Source organism: Pseudomonas sp. B14(2022), from assembly GCF_012030485.1.
Lineage (GTDB): Bacteria > Pseudomonadota > Gammaproteobacteria > Pseudomonadales > Pseudomonadaceae > Aquipseudomonas.
In genome coordinates this window covers 114,928-132,516 of record NZ_JAAUVM010000015.1, presented here as the reverse complement: position 1 = coordinate 132,516, position 17,589 = coordinate 114,928, and the positions used below count along the sequence as shown (strand labels likewise).

The following is a 17,589-nucleotide window of genomic DNA, read 5'->3' as shown; positions in this document are numbered from 1 at the left end:
TCCCTTAATCTGATCGACTTTTGCTCTGCCCGGAACTGCCCATGTCTCGAAGTATCGCCCACCTCGCCCTACTGCTCGGGTTGATCACCGCCGTCGGCCCATTCGCCATCGACATCTACCTGCCCGCCCTGCCAACCCTGGGCGCGAGCCTGCAGGCATCGCCGGCGGCGGTGCAGATGAGCCTGACAGTGTTCTTCATGATCATCGGCGTGTGCCAGCTGTTCTACGGGCCGATCAGTGATGTGTTCGGGCGCAAGCCGCCGATTTATGCGGGGCTGGTGATCTTTGCCGTGGGCAGTATCGGCTGCGCGCTGGCGCCTACCATTGAAGTGCTGATCGGCTTTCGTGCCGTGCAGGCGTTCGGTGCCTGTGCCGGGATGGTCATTCCGCGGGCGATCGTGCGTGATCTGTACACCGGCCATGAAGCCGCGCGGCTGATGGCCTTGCTGATGCTGGTGATGAGTGTTTCGCCGATCCTCGCGCCGCTGGCGGGCAGCCTGGTGATCTCGCTGTGGAGCTGGCGCGAAGTGTTTGCCGTGCTGGCGGTGGTGTCCGTCGCGTGCCTGGTCATGACCATCGTGCAACTGCCTGAGGCCCATCCGGCCGAACGGCGGTTGGGCAAGACCCTGGGCACGGCGTTCGCCAGCTACGGTGCGTTGCTGCGCGATCCGGTTTTTATCGGTTTGTCAGTGGTATGCGGTTTTGGCCTGGCCACCTTCTTTGTGTTTATTGGCAGTGCGCCGTTCGTATATATCGAATACTTCGGCCTGACACCGACGCAATTCAGCCTGTGTTTTGCGCTGAACGCTGCGTCATTCTTCGCCATGAGCCAACTCACCGCTCGCCTGAGCGCCCGCTTCGGCCTGGCGCCGCTGATTCGCTGGTCGGTAACGGCGGTGGCCGCCGTCATGATCGTGCTGTCGGCCACCACGCTGTGGGTCGATAGCCTGCCCTGGATGATGGCGCTGCTGTTTATCGGCTTCGGTTTTCTCGGCCTGCTGTTGCCAGCGGCCGGGGTGTTGTCGCTGGAGGATCACGGCGCAGTGGCGGGCTCCGCCTCGGCCCTGCTGGGGGCGATCCAGATGATTACCGCCGCAGTGTCGATGACACTGGTCGGGGTGTTTGCCGACCATACACCGGCGCCGATGCTGACAGGCATCGCGTTGTGTGCCGTGGCGGCGATGCTCACCGTCCTCTGGACCTTGCGCCGTCTGCCGGCGCACTTGGCGAGCGCCCCGCCCTCCTCCTGAGCGGTACCACTCGTCGGGCCTGGCCGGCATCCATTACAACTATCGCCGGCCATGAAACTACTAATCCCATAGCACCGCTCGAAACCTATGGAGATTGGAAATGACTGACTACCCACGCCCACCCTTTGCCCCTCAAGCGCAAAACGTGCCCGGTACCCAGCGCAAAATGGACCCGTACCCGGACTGCGGGGAACAGAGTTACAAGGGCTCCGGTCGGTTGGCCAACAAAATCGCCTTGATCACCGGTGCCGACAGCGGCATCGGCCGCGCGGTGGCCATTGCCTTTGCCCGTGAAGGGGCTGACGTCGCCATCGCCTATTTGGACGAACACGAAGACGCCAGGGAAACCGCACGCTGGGTTGAAGAAGCTGGCCGCCAATGCCTTTTGCTGCCCGGCGATATCGCGCAAAAAGCCACCTGCCAGGCGCTGGTCGACAAAACCGTGGAACAATTCGGGCGCATCGATGTATTGGTGAATAACGCTGCGTTCCAGATGACCCACGAGACGCTCGAAGAGATCGAGGATGAGGAATGGGTCAAGACCTTCGATATCAACATCACTGCGATGTTTCGCATCTGCAAGGCCGCGCTGCCGCATATGAAGGCCGGCAGTTCGATCATCAACACCAGCTCGGTCAACTCCGACATGCCCAAGCCGACCCTGCTGGCCTATGCCGCCACCAAGGGCGCAATCGCCAACTTCACCGGTGGCTTGGCGCAATTACTCGGCAGCAAGGGCATCCGCGTCAACAGCGTCGCGCCCGGCCCGATCTGGACGCCGTTGATCGTGGCGACCATGACCGATGAAGACGTGCAGAACTTCGGCAGCGAAACCCCATTGGGCCGCCCCGGCCAACCGGTGGAAGTGGCGCCGATTTATGTGCTGCTGGCGTCGGATGAGGCCAGCTACATCTCGGGTTCGCGCTATGCGGTCACCGGTGGCAAACCCATTCTCTAAGCCGGCCCCTCTTGCGAGCGCTACGTAAAACGGCGCTGATCGCCTACAAATCAAACCGATCCACCGCCCGCCGCCGCTCGTTGTCGTCACGCACGTCATAGCTGGCGGTGGTCTGGATATTGGTGTGATGCGCCAGCTTTTGTGCAATCGACAGGTCATGCTCCTCGATCACCCGCGTGATGAACGAGCGGCGGAAATCGTGGGGCATGATCTTCACCCCAACCTGCTCACCGCGTTGGCGGGCGATGTAGTAAATCGCGTGCTTGGTGATACGTTCGCGGGTGATATGACTGCCCCGGCGTATGCGGTTGAACAGGAAGCTATCGTCCTGCTCGCCATCCTTGAGCTGCTCGCGCCTGAAGGCCAACCAGGCCTGCAACTTGGCGAAAGCCCAGTCCGGCGCATACTTGACCAGTTCCTTATTGCCCTTGCCAATCACCCGCAAGCTGCGCTCAGCGAAGTTAATCTGCGCCAGGTCGAGGTTCACCGACTCCGATTTGCGCATTCCCGAGCCATACAGGATGCCGATCACCGCTGCATCCCGCAGGCCCTGGGGACGCGGGTCAGCGGCGCAGACTTCCATCATTTCCCGGATCAAGGTGCGCCGCAGATTGCGGCCCTGGCCCAGGCGAGTGCCGGGCGTGGCCTTGACCGTGCGCATTTTCAACAGGTGTTCCTGGCTGATCAGGCTCATGCGCCAGGCCTCGTTCATCACCCCGCGCACCGCATTCACATACAGCGACGAGGTATTCGGCGCGTAGCCGTCTTCGCGCAAAGCAGCGACCAGGGCAATGACGTGTTCGGGTTGCAGCAGATGCCAGTCGATGTCTTCGAGGTTGATGTCCTCGTAGCCCAGGCGGTCGGCGGCATCCTGCAGCACATAGCGCATGGTCAGTTGGCTGGAGGGGGCCAGGCGAGTGAGGTAGAGGGTCAGTGGGTTGCGGATAGACTCAGTCAAGGTAGATCAGCCTTTGGATTAAATACCTCAAACAAACCATTGTTTAATCGAGGTATTTAGTGAATTGGCGAAGACCGAGTCTAACCCAGGAGGGGTCCTGGCACAAAATCACGGGGCCGTGTCGTCATCCTCCGTCCGTGCCTGCGACTGGGTCTGGGTCTGGTTCCATTCGGTGTCCTGCTTCTGCATCAGCGCGAACCAGTGCTGGCGCATAAAGGTCAGGTAAGCCTCCGGCGCCTTGGCGAAGTCCTTCTCGTTGTCATAGCAGCCCGGCAATGGCAACTCGGTGCCCTGCTCCTTGTATTGGCTGACCAGCGCCTGCTGCCCGGCCACACTGCAATCCTTGGGCAGCGGCATGCCACGCAGCGCACCGGCCTCTTCATCCCACCAGGCCGCGCCCACCCGGTCGACACCGCGCAGGCGATACTTCTGCGACTTGCCGACATGCATGATCAGCTTGAATTCATTGGGGCTGACATCGCTGGTGCAGGTGCGCGAATAACCCACGGTGGCCTGGGTGATGCCATCACCGCTGAGGTCAGTGACCTTGGTCGCCGCCATGTCGAAGTGCAGCGCCGCATCGAATTCGCAATGCTGTACGTCGTCGTAGAGCATCCACATGCGCTTGGGGCGGTCGCCGTCGATCAGGTATTGCGCCGCGTAGACAAATGCCGATTGGGTACCATCGTCCTCACGCTCACTGACTTGCTCAGCGAGCACCAGCAGGTTCTTGCCCTGGTGGTCATCCCAGGTATAGGCGGCGACCTGCCTGCCGCGTACTTCAACGCCCTCAGGCACTTGAGCGAGGGTGGTGAGTGCCACGCCGTCATCTGCCCGTCCGGTGGGGACGCACGCTACCGTCATCAACAATCCCATCAAGACGGGCCGCCATTGGCCGCCTACACGCTGCACGCTATTCATCCGAGTACCCTGGCAAGAGATGGCTTACTTTACCGGCACTTGAGGCGCATTGCAGAGAAGATTCTTCAATATAAATGCACAGCAGGCAGTCGCACGGGGCGATACGGCGGCCGGTATTCGGCAAGTCCGGCCCACGACATACAAACCGTTCGTGTTTCGCCCAATTTATAACGCCTTTATCGCCTTAATTAAGTAGCTGAACACTAGCTGTCTACCTGTCAAATAAACGAGTTTTTCATCTGCCTTTCATATCTGTTGCACATTTTTGCGCTTAATCTTGAACGTGAACCTTCAGAGCGAGTCACACAACACCCGCTAACCTGTTGATTACGCTTCATCTTTAGCGCCGTTTTTTTACCAGCGGGCCAGGTGTTCGCCCAATGATTACTACCGCTTTCACGCTCCAAGTTGCTCTAACCCCGAGGTCATGAATCTTTGAAACCCTACCCTATTCATTGCGTGTCGATCGTTATCCCGGTCTACAACGAACAAGAAAGCCTGCCTGAACTGCTGCGCCGCACCACCGCCGCCTGCAAGCAACTGGCCTACGAATACGAAATCATCCTGGTGGATGACGGTAGCCGCGACAACTCCGCCCAATTGCTCGAAGACGCCGCCGCTGAAGACGGCAGCAACGTGGTGGCGGTGATCCTCAATCGCAACTACGGGCAGCATGCGGCGATCATGGCCGGTTTCGAGCAGTGCCGGGGCGAAGTGGTGATTACCCTCGATGCCGACCTGCAGAACCCGCCCGAAGAAATCCCACGCCTGGTGGAGCAAGCGGCCCTGGGCTACGACGTGGTCGCCACCGTGCGTAACAATCGCCAGGACTCGGCCTTTCGCCGCTGGCCTTCGCGCCTGATCAACCTCGCCGTGCAACGCTCCACTGGCGTGGCCATGACCGACTACGGCTGCATGCTGCGCGCTTACCGCCGCACGATCGTCGACGCCATGCTCGCCTGCCGTGAGCGCAGCACCTTTATCCCGATCCTGGCCAACGGCTTTGCCCGCCACACCACCGAGATCCTGGTGCACCACGCCGAGCGTGAACACGGCGAATCCAAATACAGCGCCATGCGCCTGATCAGCCTGATGTTCGACCTGCTGACCTGCATGACCACCACCCCGCTGCGCCTGCTGTCCATCGTCGGCTTCAGCCTGGCGGCCTTGGGCATGCTGTTCGCCTTTGCACTGATCATCCTGCGCCTGGCCTTCGGTGCTGAATGGGCCGGCGACGGCATGTTCGTGCTGTTCGCGGTGCTGTTCGTGTTCACCGGCGGCCAGTTCATCGGCATGGGCCTGCTGGGTGAATACCTGGGCCGCATGTACAGCGATGTCCGCGCCCGCCCACGTTTCTTTATTGAAAAAGTGCTGCGCAACCAACCGGCAGCACCGGCACCCGTGGTCGTCGTTGACGGCCTGGTGTCCTCCCATTCCACCACTACTTCTCCTTCCGATCAGGTTTCGTCATGAATTCAAAAGCCGTTGTCTTCGCTTACCACGATATTGGCTGTGCGGGCATTGAAGCCCTGCTGACTGCCGGCTACGACATTGCCGCCGTGTTCACCCATGCCGATGACCCCAAGGAAAACAATTTCTACGGTTCCGTCGCCCAGCTGTGCGCGCGCAACGGCATCCCGGTACATGCGCCGGAAGATGCCAACCACCCGCTGTGGATCGAACGCATTGCCAAGCTGAACCCGGAATACATCTTCTCTTTCTACTACCGCAACCTGTTGAGCGAGCCGCTGTTGGCCACCGCCAGCAAAGGCGCGTTCAACCTGCACGGCTCGCTGCTGCCTAAATACCGTGGCCGCGCACCGGCCAACTGGGTGCTGGTCAACGGCGAAACCGAAACCGGCGTGACCCTGCACCGCATGGTCAAGCGTGCCGATGCCGGCGCGATCCTGGTCCAGCAAAAAGTCGTGATCGAGCGCACCGACACCGGCCTGACCCTGCATGCCAAGCTGCGTGATGCGGCGACCAGCCTGTTGCGCGATGCCCTGCCGCAACTGGCTGCGGGCAAGCTGCCCGAGACTGCCCAGGACGAAAGCCAGGCCACCTACTTTGGTCGCCGCACGGCAGCCGACGGCAAGCTGGAGTGGAAAAAACCGGCTGAAGAACTGTTCAACCTCGTGCGTGCGGTGACTCAACCGTACCCGGGCGCCTTCTGCTCTGTCGGTGAGCACCAGCTCATCGTCTGGCAAGCCGAAGTGGTCAAGGGCAACGAAGGCCTGGCGCCGGGCCGCGTGATCAGCGTCAACCCGCTGCGCATCGCCTGCGGTGAAGACTCCCTGGTGGTCAAGTTCGGCCAGCGCAACGACAACGGCCTGTACCTGGCGGGTCCGTCCCTGGCCAACGAACTGGGCCTGGTCGACGGCTCCGTGCTGCGCGGTGCCGAGTCCGGCCGCAAGCCGCGCCGTACCCGCGTGCTGATCCTCGGTGTGAACGGTTTCATCGGTAACCACCTGTCCGAGCGCCTGCTGCGTGACGACCGTTATGAAGTCTACGGCCTGGACATCGGCTCCGACGCCATCGAGCGCCTGCGCAGCCACCCAAACTTCCATTACGTCGAAGGCGACATCAGCATCCACACCGAGTGGATCGAGTACCACATCAAGAAATGCGACGTGGTCCTGCCGCTCGTGGCCATCGCCACACCCATCGAGTACACCCGTAACCCGCTGCGCGTGTTCGAGCTGGATTTCGAAGAAAACCTCAAGCTGGTGCGCTACTGCGTCAAGTACAACAAGCGCGTGATCTTCCCGTCGACCTCCGAAGTCTATGGCATGTGCCAGGACCCGTACTTCGACGAAGACACCTCCAACCTGGTGGTCGGCCCGGTCAACAAGCAGCGCTGGATCTACTCGGTCTCCAAGCAACTGCTGGACCGCGTGATCTGGGCCTACGGCGCCAAGGGCCTGAACTTCACCCTGTTCCGTCCGTTCAACTGGATGGGCCCGCGCCTGGATCGCTTGGATTCGGCGCGTATCGGCAGCTCCCGTGCGATCACCCAGCTGATCCTCAACCTGGTGGAAGGTACGCCGATCCGCCTGTTCGACGGTGGCGAGCAGAAGCGCTGCTTCACCGACATCGCCGACGGTATCGAAGCCCTGGCGCGCATCATCGACAACGACAACGATGCCTGCAACGGCCAGATCATCAACATCGGCAACCCGGAAAACGAAGCCAGCATCCGTCAGTTGGGCGAAGAGCTGCTGCGTCAGTTCGAAGCGCACCCGCTGCGCAGCAACTTCCCGCCGTTCGCCGGTTTCCGCGATGTAGAAAGCAAGGCGTTCTACGGCACCGGTTACCAGGACGTGGCCCACCGCAAGCCAAGCATCGAAAACGCCAAGCGCCTGCTGAACTGGGAGCCGACCGTTGAGATGAGCGAAACCATCGGCAACACGCTGGACTTCTTCCTGCGTGAAGCCATGCTCGAAATCGCGGACAAGCGCTGATGCAGGCAGGTCTTCGCATCGACGTCGACACCTACCGCGGCACCCGTGAAGGTGTGCCGCGGTTGCTCGAATCCCTGGATGAGGCCGGGGTAAAAGCGACGTTCTTCTTCAGTGTCGGGCCGGACAATATGGGGCGCCACTTGTGGCGCCTGATCCGCCCGCAGTTCCTGTGGAAAATGCTGCGTTCCAATGCTGCCGGCCTGTACGGCTGGGACATCCTGCTGGCCGGCACCGCCTGGCCAGGCAAGCCCATCGGCCGTGACCTGGGGCACTTGATGCGCCAGGCCAAGGCAGCGGGGCATGAAGTCGGCCTGCACGCCTGGGATCACCACGGCTGGCAGGCCAACACCGGGCGTTGGAGCGGTGCACAGCTGGTGGAGCAGATTCGACGCGGCGTGGAGACTTTGAGCGACATCCTCGGCGAACGCATCGACTGTTCCGCGGCCGCCGGGTGGCGTGCCGATGAGCGTGTGGTGCAAGCCAAGCAAGGGTTCAACTTTCGCTACAACAGCGATTGCCGGGGTACCAGCCTGTTTCGGCCGACATTGGCCGATGGCAGCGCGGGTACGCCACAAATTCCGGTGGACCTGCCGACCTTCGACGAAGTCGTCGGGCCGGTGGTGGCCGCCAAAGACTTCAACGGTTTCATTCTTGACCGGTTTGCCGAGTCGAAGCTCAACGTCTACACGATCCACGCAGAAGTAGAAGGGATTCTGATGGCCAATGATTTTCGCCAGTTGCTCGCCCAGGCAGGGCTGCGCGGCATCGATTTCAAACCCCTGGGCGACTTGTTGCCTGCGGACCTGAGCACCCTGCCCCAACAACACTTGGTGCGCGGCGCATTGAGCGGCCGTGAGGGTTGGCTCGGAGTGCAACAGGCATGATCCGGCGTTGGGCCTTGCCCCTGCTCCTGTTGGCATTCGGCGCGTTCTATTTGCTGCCGCTGGCCACCCACGGCCTGTGGATTCCGGATGAAACCCGCTACGCGCAGATCAGCCAGGAAATGCTGCTGACCGGCAAGTGGGCGTCGCCGCACTTCATGGGGATTCGCTACTTCGAAAAACCCGCTGCAGGGTACTGGATGATCGCGCTGGGCCAGGCGATCTTCGGGCAGAACCTGTTTGGTGTACGCTTCGCCTCGGCGTTGAGCACCGGCTTGAGCATCCTGCTGGTGTACCTGGTGTCCCGCCGGCTGTGGAATGACCCGCAAAAGAGCCTGGTCAGCACCGTGCTGTACATGAGTTTTGTCAGCGTGGCGGCACTGGGCGGCTATGCCAACCTCGATCCACAGTTCACGTTCTGGGTCAACCTGACCGGCGTTGCCCTGTGGTTCTGCTTCGACAGCACCACCCGCAACGGCCGCCTGGGAGCCTGGGCGCTGCTCGGTTTGGCCTGTGGCATGGGCTTTATGACCAAGGGCTTCCTGGCGTGGCTGTTGCCGGTGCTGATTGCCCTGCCCTACGCGATCTGGCAGAAGCGCTTTCGCGAACTGCTCGGTTACGGCCTGGTCGCCGTGGTCGTCGCCATTGTCGTAAGCCTGCCCTGGGCCCTGACCGTGCACCTGCAAGAGCCGGACTACTGGAACTTCTTCTTCTGGCACGAGCACATTCAGCGTTTTGCCGGCGAGGATGCACAGCACGCCGAGCCGTTCTGGTATTACCTGCCGCTGCTGGTCGCGTTTTCGTTGCCATGGGTCGCCCTGCTGCCGTCCACCTTCAAGCAGGCGTGGCAGCAAAAGCGCTTGCCTGCCACCGCGTTTCTGCTGCTGTGGTTGTTGATGCCCCTGGCCTTCTTCAGTCTGGCCAAAGGCAAGTTGCCCTCCTACATCATGCCGTGCCTGCTGCCGCTGGCGTTGCTGATGGGGTCTGCGTTGTCCGCCAAATTGGCCGAGGGCCGTGACCGTGCGTTGCGGGTCAACGGCGGGCTGAACCTGATCATCGGTGTCGTGGCATTGCTCGCACTGACCTGGTTCCAACTGAAAAAACCGGTGTATGAGCACGGCAGTGAAACCCTCAGCCTGGTACTGGTGTTTGCCTTCCTGTTTGGCTGGATCCTCGTCAACCTGCTGCAGGCCGCACGGCCTTTGAAACTGTGGGCCGCGCCGGTGATCGGCAGTTGGTTGATGGTGGCGTTGGTCCCGGCCGCATTGCCCCATTCGGTGGTTTATAACAAGACCCCGGACCAGTTCATCATCGATCACCTCCAGGAACTGAGCCAGACCACCGCGTTGCTGAGCAACGACCTGGGCGCGGCCTCCGCCCTGGCGTGGCGCGTTAAGCGCCCGGACGTGACCCTCTATAACACCATCGGCGAAGTGAAATATGGCTTGGCCTTCGACGATGCGGCCCATCACAAGGTCGACACCACGCAGGTCCAGCAATGGATGAGCGACGCGCGCAAACACGGCGCGGTCGGTGTGGTGATGCGCGTCAAGGGTGACGACGAAATCGCCGAAGTGGCGTTGCTGCCCAAAGACGGCAAGCGCTACGAGCAAGGCAATATCGTGATCCTGGTGTTCCCGCAGGTTGCGCCATGATCACACTGCTCCTGTTCTTGGCGGCCTGCCTGCTGACATGCATGGGCCAGGTCTCGCAGAAATTCGCCGTGGAAGGCTGGCGCGACCAGCCCGACGATTGGACGCTGAAACTGCGCTCGCCGTGGTTGTGGTCTGCCCTGCTGTGCCTGGGTTTTGGTTTGCTGGTGTGGTTGCTGGTGTTGCAGCGTCTGGAAGTCGGCATCGCCTACCCGATGCTCAGCCTCAATTTTGTTCTGGTCACGCTGGTGGCGCGCTTCGTGTTCAAGGAAACCATCGACACACGGCATTGGCTGGGCGTGGCGCTGGTGATTGCCGGTGTGGTGCTGTTGGGGCGCCAGGTATGAGCCGCATTCGTGGTTTCGCCCTGGCCCTGGGCAGCGTTGGCCTGGTCAGCGCCGCCCAATTGGGCATGCGCTGGAGCATGACGCGCCTGCCCTTGCCCGCCGAATGGCTGACGGCATTCAACAGCAACGCCATCGACTTCGGGGCGTTGGGGGTGGTGAGCCTGGCGATCCTGGCCTACGCGCTGTCGATGCTCTGCTGGCTCGGCGCCCTCAAGCACCTGCCCCTGGGCCGCGCCTATTCGCTGCTGAGCATCAGCTACGCGCTGGTGTACCTGCTGGCCGCCAGCCTGCCGGTGTTCAACGAACATTTTTCCCTCTCGAAAACCCTGGGGGTGGCCTTGGTCATCCTCGGTGTGCTGGTCATTAACTCTCGCCGTGCTAGCGCTGCAAGCGCCAGGAATGCCCCATGAAAATCAGTGTATTTGGTAGTGGTTACGTCGGTCTGGTACAGGCCACCGTATTAGCCGAAGTCGGTCACGATGTCATCTGCATGGACGTCGATCAGAACAAGGTCAAGCTCCTGCAGCAAGGCCATGTGAGCATCTTCGAGCCGGGACTGGCGGCCATGGTTAAGGAAAACCTGGAAAGCGGGCGGCTGCACTTCACCTTCGATGAAAAACTCGCCGTCGAACACGGCGAAGTGCTGTTTATCGCGGTGGGCACGCCGTCGGATGAAGACGGCTCGGCGGACCTCAAGTACGTGTTGTCGGTGGGCGATGCGGTGGCCCGCCACCGTATCGAACCGGTGATCCTGGTGGAGAAATCCACCGTGCCCGTGGGTACCGGCGATACCCTGCGCGCCCATATCGAAAAAGTCCTGCACCTGGCCGGTCGGCACCTGGAGTTCGATATCGTCTCCAACCCGGAATTCCTCAAGGAAGGCTCTGCCGTTTCCGACTGCCGCCGTCCGGACCGCATCATCATCGGTTGCGAGCGCGAAGAAGTGCGCGACGTGATGCGTGACCTGTACGCGCCGTTCAACCGCAACCATGACCGCATCATCTTCATGGACCTGCGCAGCGCCGAGCTGACCAAATACGCCGCCAACTGCATGCTGGCCACCAAGATCAGTTTTATCAACCAGATCGCCGAGCTGGCCGAACACCTGGGCGCCGACATCGAGGCCGTGCGCCTGGGCATCGGTGCCGACTCACGCATCGGCTACCACTTTATCTACCCTGGCTGCGGCTACGGCGGCTCGTGCTTCCCCAAGGACATGCGCGCCTTGATCCACAGCGCCAAGCAGGCCAACTGTTCCAGCGACCTGCTGGAAGCCGTGGAAGCCATCAACCAGCGCCAGAAGAGCAAGCTGTTCGACCGCATCAATGCGTTCTTCCAGGGCAACCTGCGCGGCAAGACCTTTGCCCTCTGGGGCCTGGCGTTCAAGCCCAACACCGACGACATGCGCGATGCGCCCAGCCGCGTGCTGATGGAAGCCCTGTGGGCTGCCGGCGCCAACGTCCGGGCGTTCGATCCGGAGGCCATGCAGGAAACCCAGCGCCTCTACGGTGACGAGCAACGGCTGATGCTGATGGGCACGCCGGAGTCCACGTTGGTCGGCGCCGATGCGCTGATCGTCTGCACCGAATGGCAGCAGTTCAAGGCGCCGGACTTCGACCTGATCCACCAGCGCCTGAAAACCCCGGTGATCTTCGACGGCCGCAACCTGTACGACGGTGAACGCCTGGCGCGCAAAGGCTTCCAGTACTACCCGATTGGCCGTGGCGATTCCTGCCAGTTGCCGATTCCCCAGCAGCAGTGGGTGCCGCAGGTCGTGGAAGCCTGATACGTGAACAAAGCTCAGTCGTCCCTGCTCAGCCCAACGATCCGCCGCCAATCCCTCGGCCTGGGATTGCTGGCGCTGTTGTTGTTTATCGCCGGCAGTTGGCACCAGGCGATTATCGGTTTCGACTCACGCTTCGTGGTGTTTGCCCAGGAGATGCTGCGCCATGGGCCGGGGTTTTTCCCCACCACGTACGGGCAGCCGTATGCTGATTACCTCGCCACCTCGACGCTGATGACCTGGCTGTTGTCGCTGCCCCTGGGCCAGGTCACCAGCCTCACGGCCTGGCTGCCGACGGCCTTGGCTTCGGCAATGATCGTCACCCTGGTGTATCGCCTGACGGCGCCCTACTCACAGCGTTGGGGGCTGCTGAGCCTCGCGCTGCTGTTGCTGAGCAGTACCTTCATCAGTGAAACCCGCGCGGTTTCCCTCGACCAGATGCTCGCGGCCATCGCCTTGGCGGTGTTCTACCTCGGTTATGCCCATGACCATTTCGGCGGGGGGAAACGCCTGCACTGGCTGTACCTGCTGCTGATCCTTGGCTTTGCGATTCGTGGGCCGATCGGGCTGGTGATTCCTACGGGCGTGCTGTGCAGCTACTACCTGATCAACCGGCAATGGCGACAACTGTTCAGTTTCGGCCTGCTGGCCCTGGCGCTGCTGGTGGCCTGTGTCGGCCTGCTGCTGCTGATGGCCAAGCTCAGTGGCGGCGAGAGCTTCATGCAGGATGTGATCCGCATGCAGTTCCTGGGGCGGATGGACGGCAGTGAAGGCTCCAGCGGCGCGTTGTACTACTTCACCAGCTCGCTGGGTAATTACGCCCTCGCCTATCCCGTGGCACTGCTGGTGCTGCTGGCGGTCGGGGTCGGTCGGCGACGCGTACCGACGCCCGCGTTGCAACTGGTGCTGTACTGCGCTGCCGCTGGCTTTCTGGTGATGCTGGGCCTGTCGATTCCCCAGGCAAAGAAGGCCCGCTATGTGCTGGCGATGTTGCCGATGGCGGCGATCATTGCGGCGTACCCGTTCCAGGTCGTTGAAGGTCGTCTGTTTGCATGGCTGCGCGGGCTGATGCTGGGTGTCTGGACACTGCTGCCAGGCCTGCTGATCGTTGGGCTGATCTTCGCGCGGCCACGTTATCCGGAGCAGTTGAGCCAGCTGGGGCCGGTGTTTGCCGTGCTCGGGCTGTTGCAAGCCTTGGCATTGCTGGCGTTGTTCAGGGCTCGTCTACGGCCGTTGGGGCCGGCGCTTGCCGCCGTCCTTGCGGTGTGGGCAACGTATATAGCAGTGGTCGAACCGCTCGAACGCAGCATCTACGACACCCGCACCTTTACGCTCCAAGTGCATGAGCAGGTCCAGCAACAGCGCGCCCCGGTGGTATTGCACGGCTTGGGCAAAGACGCCAAGGCGATCAAATTCATGGTTAACCTCGACTGCGATCAGGTGCCGTTGTTTACCCGACAAGCCTCTGACCTGGCTCCGTTACGAGGGCCGGCATGGCTGGTGATGAGCCAGGAGGATTTCGAAGGGCTCAAAGACCCGCGATTTGCCTCTATCACACCAACGTTGACCGGCGAGTTCGACCGAAACCCCTATGTCCTGCTGTACCTGGCCAAAGCCACTCAACCTTGAGTTGCGACGCAGAAAGATCCTACGAAGCTATGCGTAATGGCTGGTGTCATTTCACTTTCCCGCGTCTGAAACCCAACTGTAAACTCGATGGCCACGTGCGGTAACTGTCTACCGCCACAGGCCATGGATAACAACAAGGACGCTATGAGCCGCAGCCAGCACCGCGGCTCACTTCGTGAGAGGACAAACCGTGCCAAATGACCGTTTACCGGATACCCCAACTTCCCTGGCCCGTGATGAAGTGCATATCGGCTACCTGTCCGTTCCGCCGCTGGATCGGCTGATGTGGCTGCGCAATGCCCTGGTGGCACTCAAAGGTCCCTTGGCCGGCGAGCCAGGGCTGCAGGAAAACCTGCAAAAGCACTTGTTCAATGAAGAAACCGATAATCGCGTACTGGGCAAGCTCAATCCTGCTGTCACTTCGTAATAAATTCATTATTTTTGTATTTAACCCTCATTAATATGCATTGGCGCTGACCTATCTGGCACGGCACACTGCGCAGTGTTCCTCCCCCGAATGCAGGAACTTTCAAAGGGCTTTTCCGGGCAACCAGACAAGCCTTTTTTTTGCCCGCCGTTTATGGATTTCTTTTCAATGCTCGCTCGCTGGTTTCCCGCTGCTATCAATACCCGCCCCGCCGAATGGAGCCGTGCCGCGATTGGCATGGCCTTGGGTACATTATTCAGTGTCTGGCTCTGCGCCCAGGTCTTCGGCATGGAGGTGGCGCTGCACCTGCTCGGTCCGTTGGGGGCTTCAGCGGTGTTGTTGTTTGCGGTTTCGTCCGGTGCGCTGGCGCAGCCCTGGTCGATCATCGGCAGCTACCTGTGCGCCGGTGTCGTGGCGTTGCTGGTGGCCCGCGTCCTTGGTCGCACCCTGGGCGGTGCTTGCCTGGCAGCTGGCATGGCCGTGGTGCTGATGTGCTGGCTGCGTTGCCTGCATCCGCCCGCCGGCGGCCTGGCCATGACCCTGGTATTGGCCGATCCTGCCTCCGCCGCCCTGGGCTGGCACGAATTGGGTGCTGTACTACTCGGTGCCGGTGCCCTGCTGGCCTGCGCGCTGGCCTACAACAATGCCACCCGAACACGCTACCCCAAGGGCGCTGTCGAGGTTGCAACGGCTATCCTGCCTGACCCCAAGGCTGCACGAGACCCGGCCATTACCGCTGCCGACTTGAAATTGGCACTGGCCGAGATGGAGCAGTTCTACGATGTGGCACCCACGGAGCTGGAGCAATTGATCCACGCCGCAGAAACCCACGCTCGGCGCCGCAGTATTGGCGAAGTGCTGGCAAGTCGCGTGACCTGAGCCCAGGCCCGGAACCCTGCATAAATGCAAAAACGACCTGCATGATTCCGGGTTGTACTGTGCAAATTTGCACTGGTACGATCACGAGAGTGTTCGCACACGAACATCTTGATAAAGAACAATAAAAGCAGGGAGTTATAGATGACTGCTCAGGTTTCAAGCGAAGCAAGCAGTGCCAATAGCCTTGAGGAAGACGTACTGGCCGAGGTACGCAACCATATCGGCCACCTCACCCTCAATCGCCCCTCCGGCTTGAACGCCCTCACCCTGGACATGGTCCGCCGCCTGACGCAACAGCTGCTGGCTTGGTCAGACGACCCACAGGTGCATGCCGTGGTCCTGCGCGGTGCGGGCGAAAAGGCTTTCTGTGCCGGCGGCGATATCCGTTCCCTGTACGACAGTTTCAAACGCGGCGACACCCTGCACGAAGAGTTCTTCGTCGAGGAATACGCGCTGGACTTGGCCATCCACCATTACCGCAAACCCGTACTGGCCCTGATGGACGGGTTTGTCCTGGGCGGCGGCATGGGCCTGGTGCAGGGCGCAGATTTGCGTGTCGTCACCGAGCGTAGCCGCCTGGCGATGCCGGAGGTGGCGATCGGTTATTTCCCGGATGTCGGTGGCAGCTACTTCCTGCCCCGTATTCCCGGTGAACTGGGCATTTACCTCGGCGTTACCGGCGTGCAGGTCCACGCGGCAGACGCCCTCTATTGCGGTTTGGCCAACTGGTACCTGGACAGCGCCAAGCTGGCCAGCCTCGACCAGAAACTCGATAGCCTGCAATGGCACGAATCGCCCCTCAAGGATCTGCAAGGCGTGCTGGCCAAGCTCGCCGTGCAGCGGCTGCCCGACCCGCCGTTGGCAGAATTGCGCCCGGCTATCGACCACTTCTTCGGCCTGCCGGACATTCCGAGCATTGTCGAGCAACTCCAGGAAGTTACGGTCGCCGACAGCCATGAATGGGCATTGAACACCGTCCACCTGATGCGCACCCGCTCGCCCCTGGCCATGGCCGTGACCCTGGAAATGCTGCGACGCGGCCGGCGCTTGCCGTTGGAGCAGTGCTTTGCCCTGGAACTGCACCTTGACCGCCAATGGTTCGAACGCGGCGACCTGATCGAAGGGGTCCGCGCGCTGATCATCGACAAGGACAAGAACCCTCGCTGGAACCCGCCGACGCTCCATGGGCTGGACAAAAGCCATGTCGACAGCTTCTTCCACCACTTCGAGCAGGTTGCGAAATAAGCCATGCAAGACATTGAATACTCTGAAGAACAGGTAATGATTCGGGACATGGCGCGCGACTTCGCCCGCGGCGAAATTGCCCCCCACGCCCAAGCCTGGGAGAAGGCCGGCTGGATCGACGACGCCCTGGTGGCGAAGATGGGTGAGCTGGGCCTCTTGGGCATGGTAGTGCCGGAAGAATGGGGCGGCACTTATGTCGACTACGTGGCGTATGCCCTGGCGGTGGAAGAGATTTCTGCCGGTGATGGCGCCACCGGCGCGTTGATGAGTATCCATAATTCAGTGGGTTGCGGGCCAATCCTCAACTACGGCACAGATGTACAGAAACAAACCTGGCTGGCCGACCTCGCCAGTGGTCAGGCGATTGGCTGCTTTTGCCTGACCGAACCGCAGGCCGGCTCCGAGGCCCACAACCTGCGCACCCGGGCCGAACTGCGCGATGGCCAGTGGGTGATCAATGGCGCCAAGCAGTTCGTCAGTAACGGCAAGCGCGCCAAGCTGGCGATTGTATTTGCCGTAACCGACCCGGACCTGGGCAAGAAAGGTATTTCCGCGTTCCTGGTCCCCACCGACACCCCAGGGTTTGTAGTCGATCGCACCGAACACAAGATGGGTATTCGGGCCTCGGATACCTGCGCCGTCACCCTCAACCAATGCAGCGTGCCCGAGGCCAACCTGCTCGGCGAGCGCGGCAAAGGCCTGGCCATCGCCCTGTCCAACCTCGAAGGCGGCCGCATCGGCATTGCCGCCCAGGCGCTGGGCATCGCCCGTGCGGCCTTTGAGGCGGCGCTGGCCTATGCCCGCGACCGGATGCAGTTCGACAAGCCGATCATCGAGCACCAAAGCGTGGCGAACCTGCTGGCGGATATGCAAACCCGTCTGAACGCTGCCCGTTTACTGATCCTGCACGCGGCGCGCCTGCGCAGTGCCGGCAAGCCCTGCCTATCGGAAGCGTCCCAGGCCAAGCTGTTTGCGTCGGAAATGGCCGAGAAAGTCTGCTCGAGTGCGATGCAGATCCATGGCGGCTACGGATACTTGGAGGATTACCCGGTGGAGCGTTACTACCGGGATGCGCGGATCACGCAGATTTACGAAGGGACCAGCGAGATCCAGCGGATGGTGATTGCAAGAGAGCTCAAGCACTACCAACTCTAACTGGCACACTACACAACCAATGTGGGAGGGGCTTGCCCCCTCC

The 17,589-nt window shown here is 61.3% G+C and carries 16 protein-coding genes; 14 read left to right on the top strand and 2 right to left on the bottom strand.

What is annotated here, in order from left to right:
* Nucleotides 1-41 precede the first annotated feature (41 nt).
* Together HCF10_RS21030 and HCF10_RS21025 are read left to right on the top strand one after the other, a co-directional pair.
* Complete coding sequence (locus tag HCF10_RS21030) at nucleotides 42-1,250, top strand: multidrug effflux MFS transporter (RefSeq protein WP_167656317.1); 1,209 nt, start codon at nucleotides 42-44, stop codon at nucleotides 1,248-1,250.
* A 100-nt stretch (nucleotides 1,251-1,350) separates the two neighbouring features.
* Complete coding sequence (locus HCF10_RS21025) at nucleotides 1,351-2,208, top strand: SDR family oxidoreductase (protein WP_092484302.1); 858 nt, start codon at nucleotides 1,351-1,353, stop codon at nucleotides 2,206-2,208.
* 43 nt (nucleotides 2,209-2,251) lie between these two features.
* On the opposite strand, the gene HCF10_RS21020 is transcribed toward HCF10_RS21025, so the two are convergent.
* Both HCF10_RS21020 and HCF10_RS21015 read right to left on the bottom strand, forming a co-directional pair.
* Entirely contained in the window at nucleotides 2,252-3,166 is a 915-nt protein-coding gene (locus HCF10_RS21020; protein ID WP_145337831.1) for a site-specific integrase, read from the bottom strand.
* Nucleotides 3,167-3,274: 108 nt separating this feature from the next.
* Entirely contained in the window at nucleotides 3,275-4,087 is an 813-nt protein-coding gene (locus HCF10_RS21015) for a M949_RS01915 family surface polysaccharide biosynthesis protein (protein ID WP_131696273.1), read from the bottom strand.
* A 435-nt stretch (nucleotides 4,088-4,522) separates the two neighbouring features.
* Here HCF10_RS21015 and arnC point away from each other — a divergent pair, with 435 nt between their 5' ends.
* From arnC to HCF10_RS20955, 12 genes are all read left to right on the top strand, one after another.
* A complete protein-coding gene (arnC, locus tag HCF10_RS21010) occupies nucleotides 4,523-5,560 on the top strand; it encodes an undecaprenyl-phosphate 4-deoxy-4-formamido-L-arabinose transferase (RefSeq protein WP_131696272.1) in 1,038 nt (345 codons plus the stop codon).
* Nucleotides 5,557-7,548 (top strand): bifunctional UDP-4-amino-4-deoxy-L-arabinose formyltransferase/UDP-glucuronic acid oxidase ArnA, encoded by a 1,992-nt coding sequence (arnA, locus tag HCF10_RS21005; protein ID WP_167656316.1) that lies wholly within the window; start codon nucleotides 5,557-5,559, stop codon nucleotides 7,546-7,548. The genes arnC and arnA overlap by 4 nt, the downstream gene beginning before the upstream one ends.
* Nucleotides 7,548-8,432, top strand: coding sequence for a 4-deoxy-4-formamido-L-arabinose-phosphoundecaprenol deformylase (arnD, locus tag HCF10_RS21000; protein ID WP_167656315.1), 885 nt, complete (start codon nucleotides 7,548-7,550; stop codon nucleotides 8,430-8,432). Before arnA ends, arnD begins: the two co-directional genes overlap by 1 nt.
* Nucleotides 8,429-10,084 carry a lipid IV(A) 4-amino-4-deoxy-L-arabinosyltransferase gene (gene arnT / locus HCF10_RS20995; protein ID WP_167656314.1) on the top strand — a complete coding sequence of 552 codons (1,656 nt, stop codon included), beginning with the start codon at nucleotides 8,429-8,431 and terminating at the stop codon, nucleotides 10,082-10,084. The genes arnD and arnT overlap by 4 nt, the downstream gene beginning before the upstream one ends.
* Complete coding sequence (arnE, locus tag HCF10_RS20990; RefSeq protein WP_131696268.1) at nucleotides 10,081-10,428, top strand: 4-amino-4-deoxy-L-arabinose-phosphoundecaprenol flippase subunit ArnE; 348 nt, start codon at nucleotides 10,081-10,083, stop codon at nucleotides 10,426-10,428. The genes arnT and arnE overlap by 4 nt, the downstream gene beginning before the upstream one ends.
* Nucleotides 10,425-10,838 carry a 4-amino-4-deoxy-L-arabinose-phosphoundecaprenol flippase subunit ArnF gene (gene arnF / locus HCF10_RS20985; protein WP_131696267.1) on the top strand — a complete coding sequence of 138 codons (414 nt, stop codon included), beginning with the start codon at nucleotides 10,425-10,427 and terminating at the stop codon, nucleotides 10,836-10,838. Before arnE ends, arnF begins: the two co-directional genes overlap by 4 nt.
* Nucleotides 10,835-12,214: a UDP-glucose dehydrogenase family protein gene (locus HCF10_RS20980; protein WP_131696266.1), complete on the top strand. Its 1,380-nt coding sequence runs from the start codon at nucleotides 10,835-10,837 to the stop codon at nucleotides 12,212-12,214. The genes arnF and HCF10_RS20980 overlap by 4 nt, the downstream gene beginning before the upstream one ends.
* A gap of 3 nt (nucleotides 12,215-12,217) precedes the next feature.
* Nucleotides 12,218-13,840 (top strand): phospholipid carrier-dependent glycosyltransferase, encoded by a 1,623-nt coding sequence (locus HCF10_RS20975; protein WP_167656313.1) that lies wholly within the window; start codon nucleotides 12,218-12,220, stop codon nucleotides 13,838-13,840.
* Nucleotides 13,841-14,111: 271 nt separating this feature from the next.
* A complete protein-coding gene (locus HCF10_RS31100; protein ID WP_259242783.1) occupies nucleotides 14,112-14,267 on the top strand; it encodes a type VI secretion system contractile sheath small subunit in 156 nt (51 codons plus the stop codon).
* Between the two features lie 168 nt (nucleotides 14,268-14,435).
* The gene (locus HCF10_RS20965; protein WP_167656312.1) at nucleotides 14,436-15,146 is read left to right on the top strand and encodes an HPP family protein; all 711 of its coding nucleotides are present in this window, start codon (nucleotides 14,436-14,438) and stop codon (nucleotides 15,144-15,146) included.
* A 141-nt stretch (nucleotides 15,147-15,287) separates the two neighbouring features.
* A complete protein-coding gene (locus HCF10_RS20960) occupies nucleotides 15,288-16,391 on the top strand; it encodes an enoyl-CoA hydratase/isomerase family protein (protein ID WP_167656311.1) in 1,104 nt (367 codons plus the stop codon).
* A gap of 3 nt (nucleotides 16,392-16,394) precedes the next feature.
* Nucleotides 16,395-17,546, top strand: coding sequence for an acyl-CoA dehydrogenase family protein (locus tag HCF10_RS20955; protein WP_131696261.1), 1,152 nt, complete (start codon nucleotides 16,395-16,397; stop codon nucleotides 17,544-17,546).
* Nucleotides 17,547-17,589: the final 43 nt, after the last annotated feature.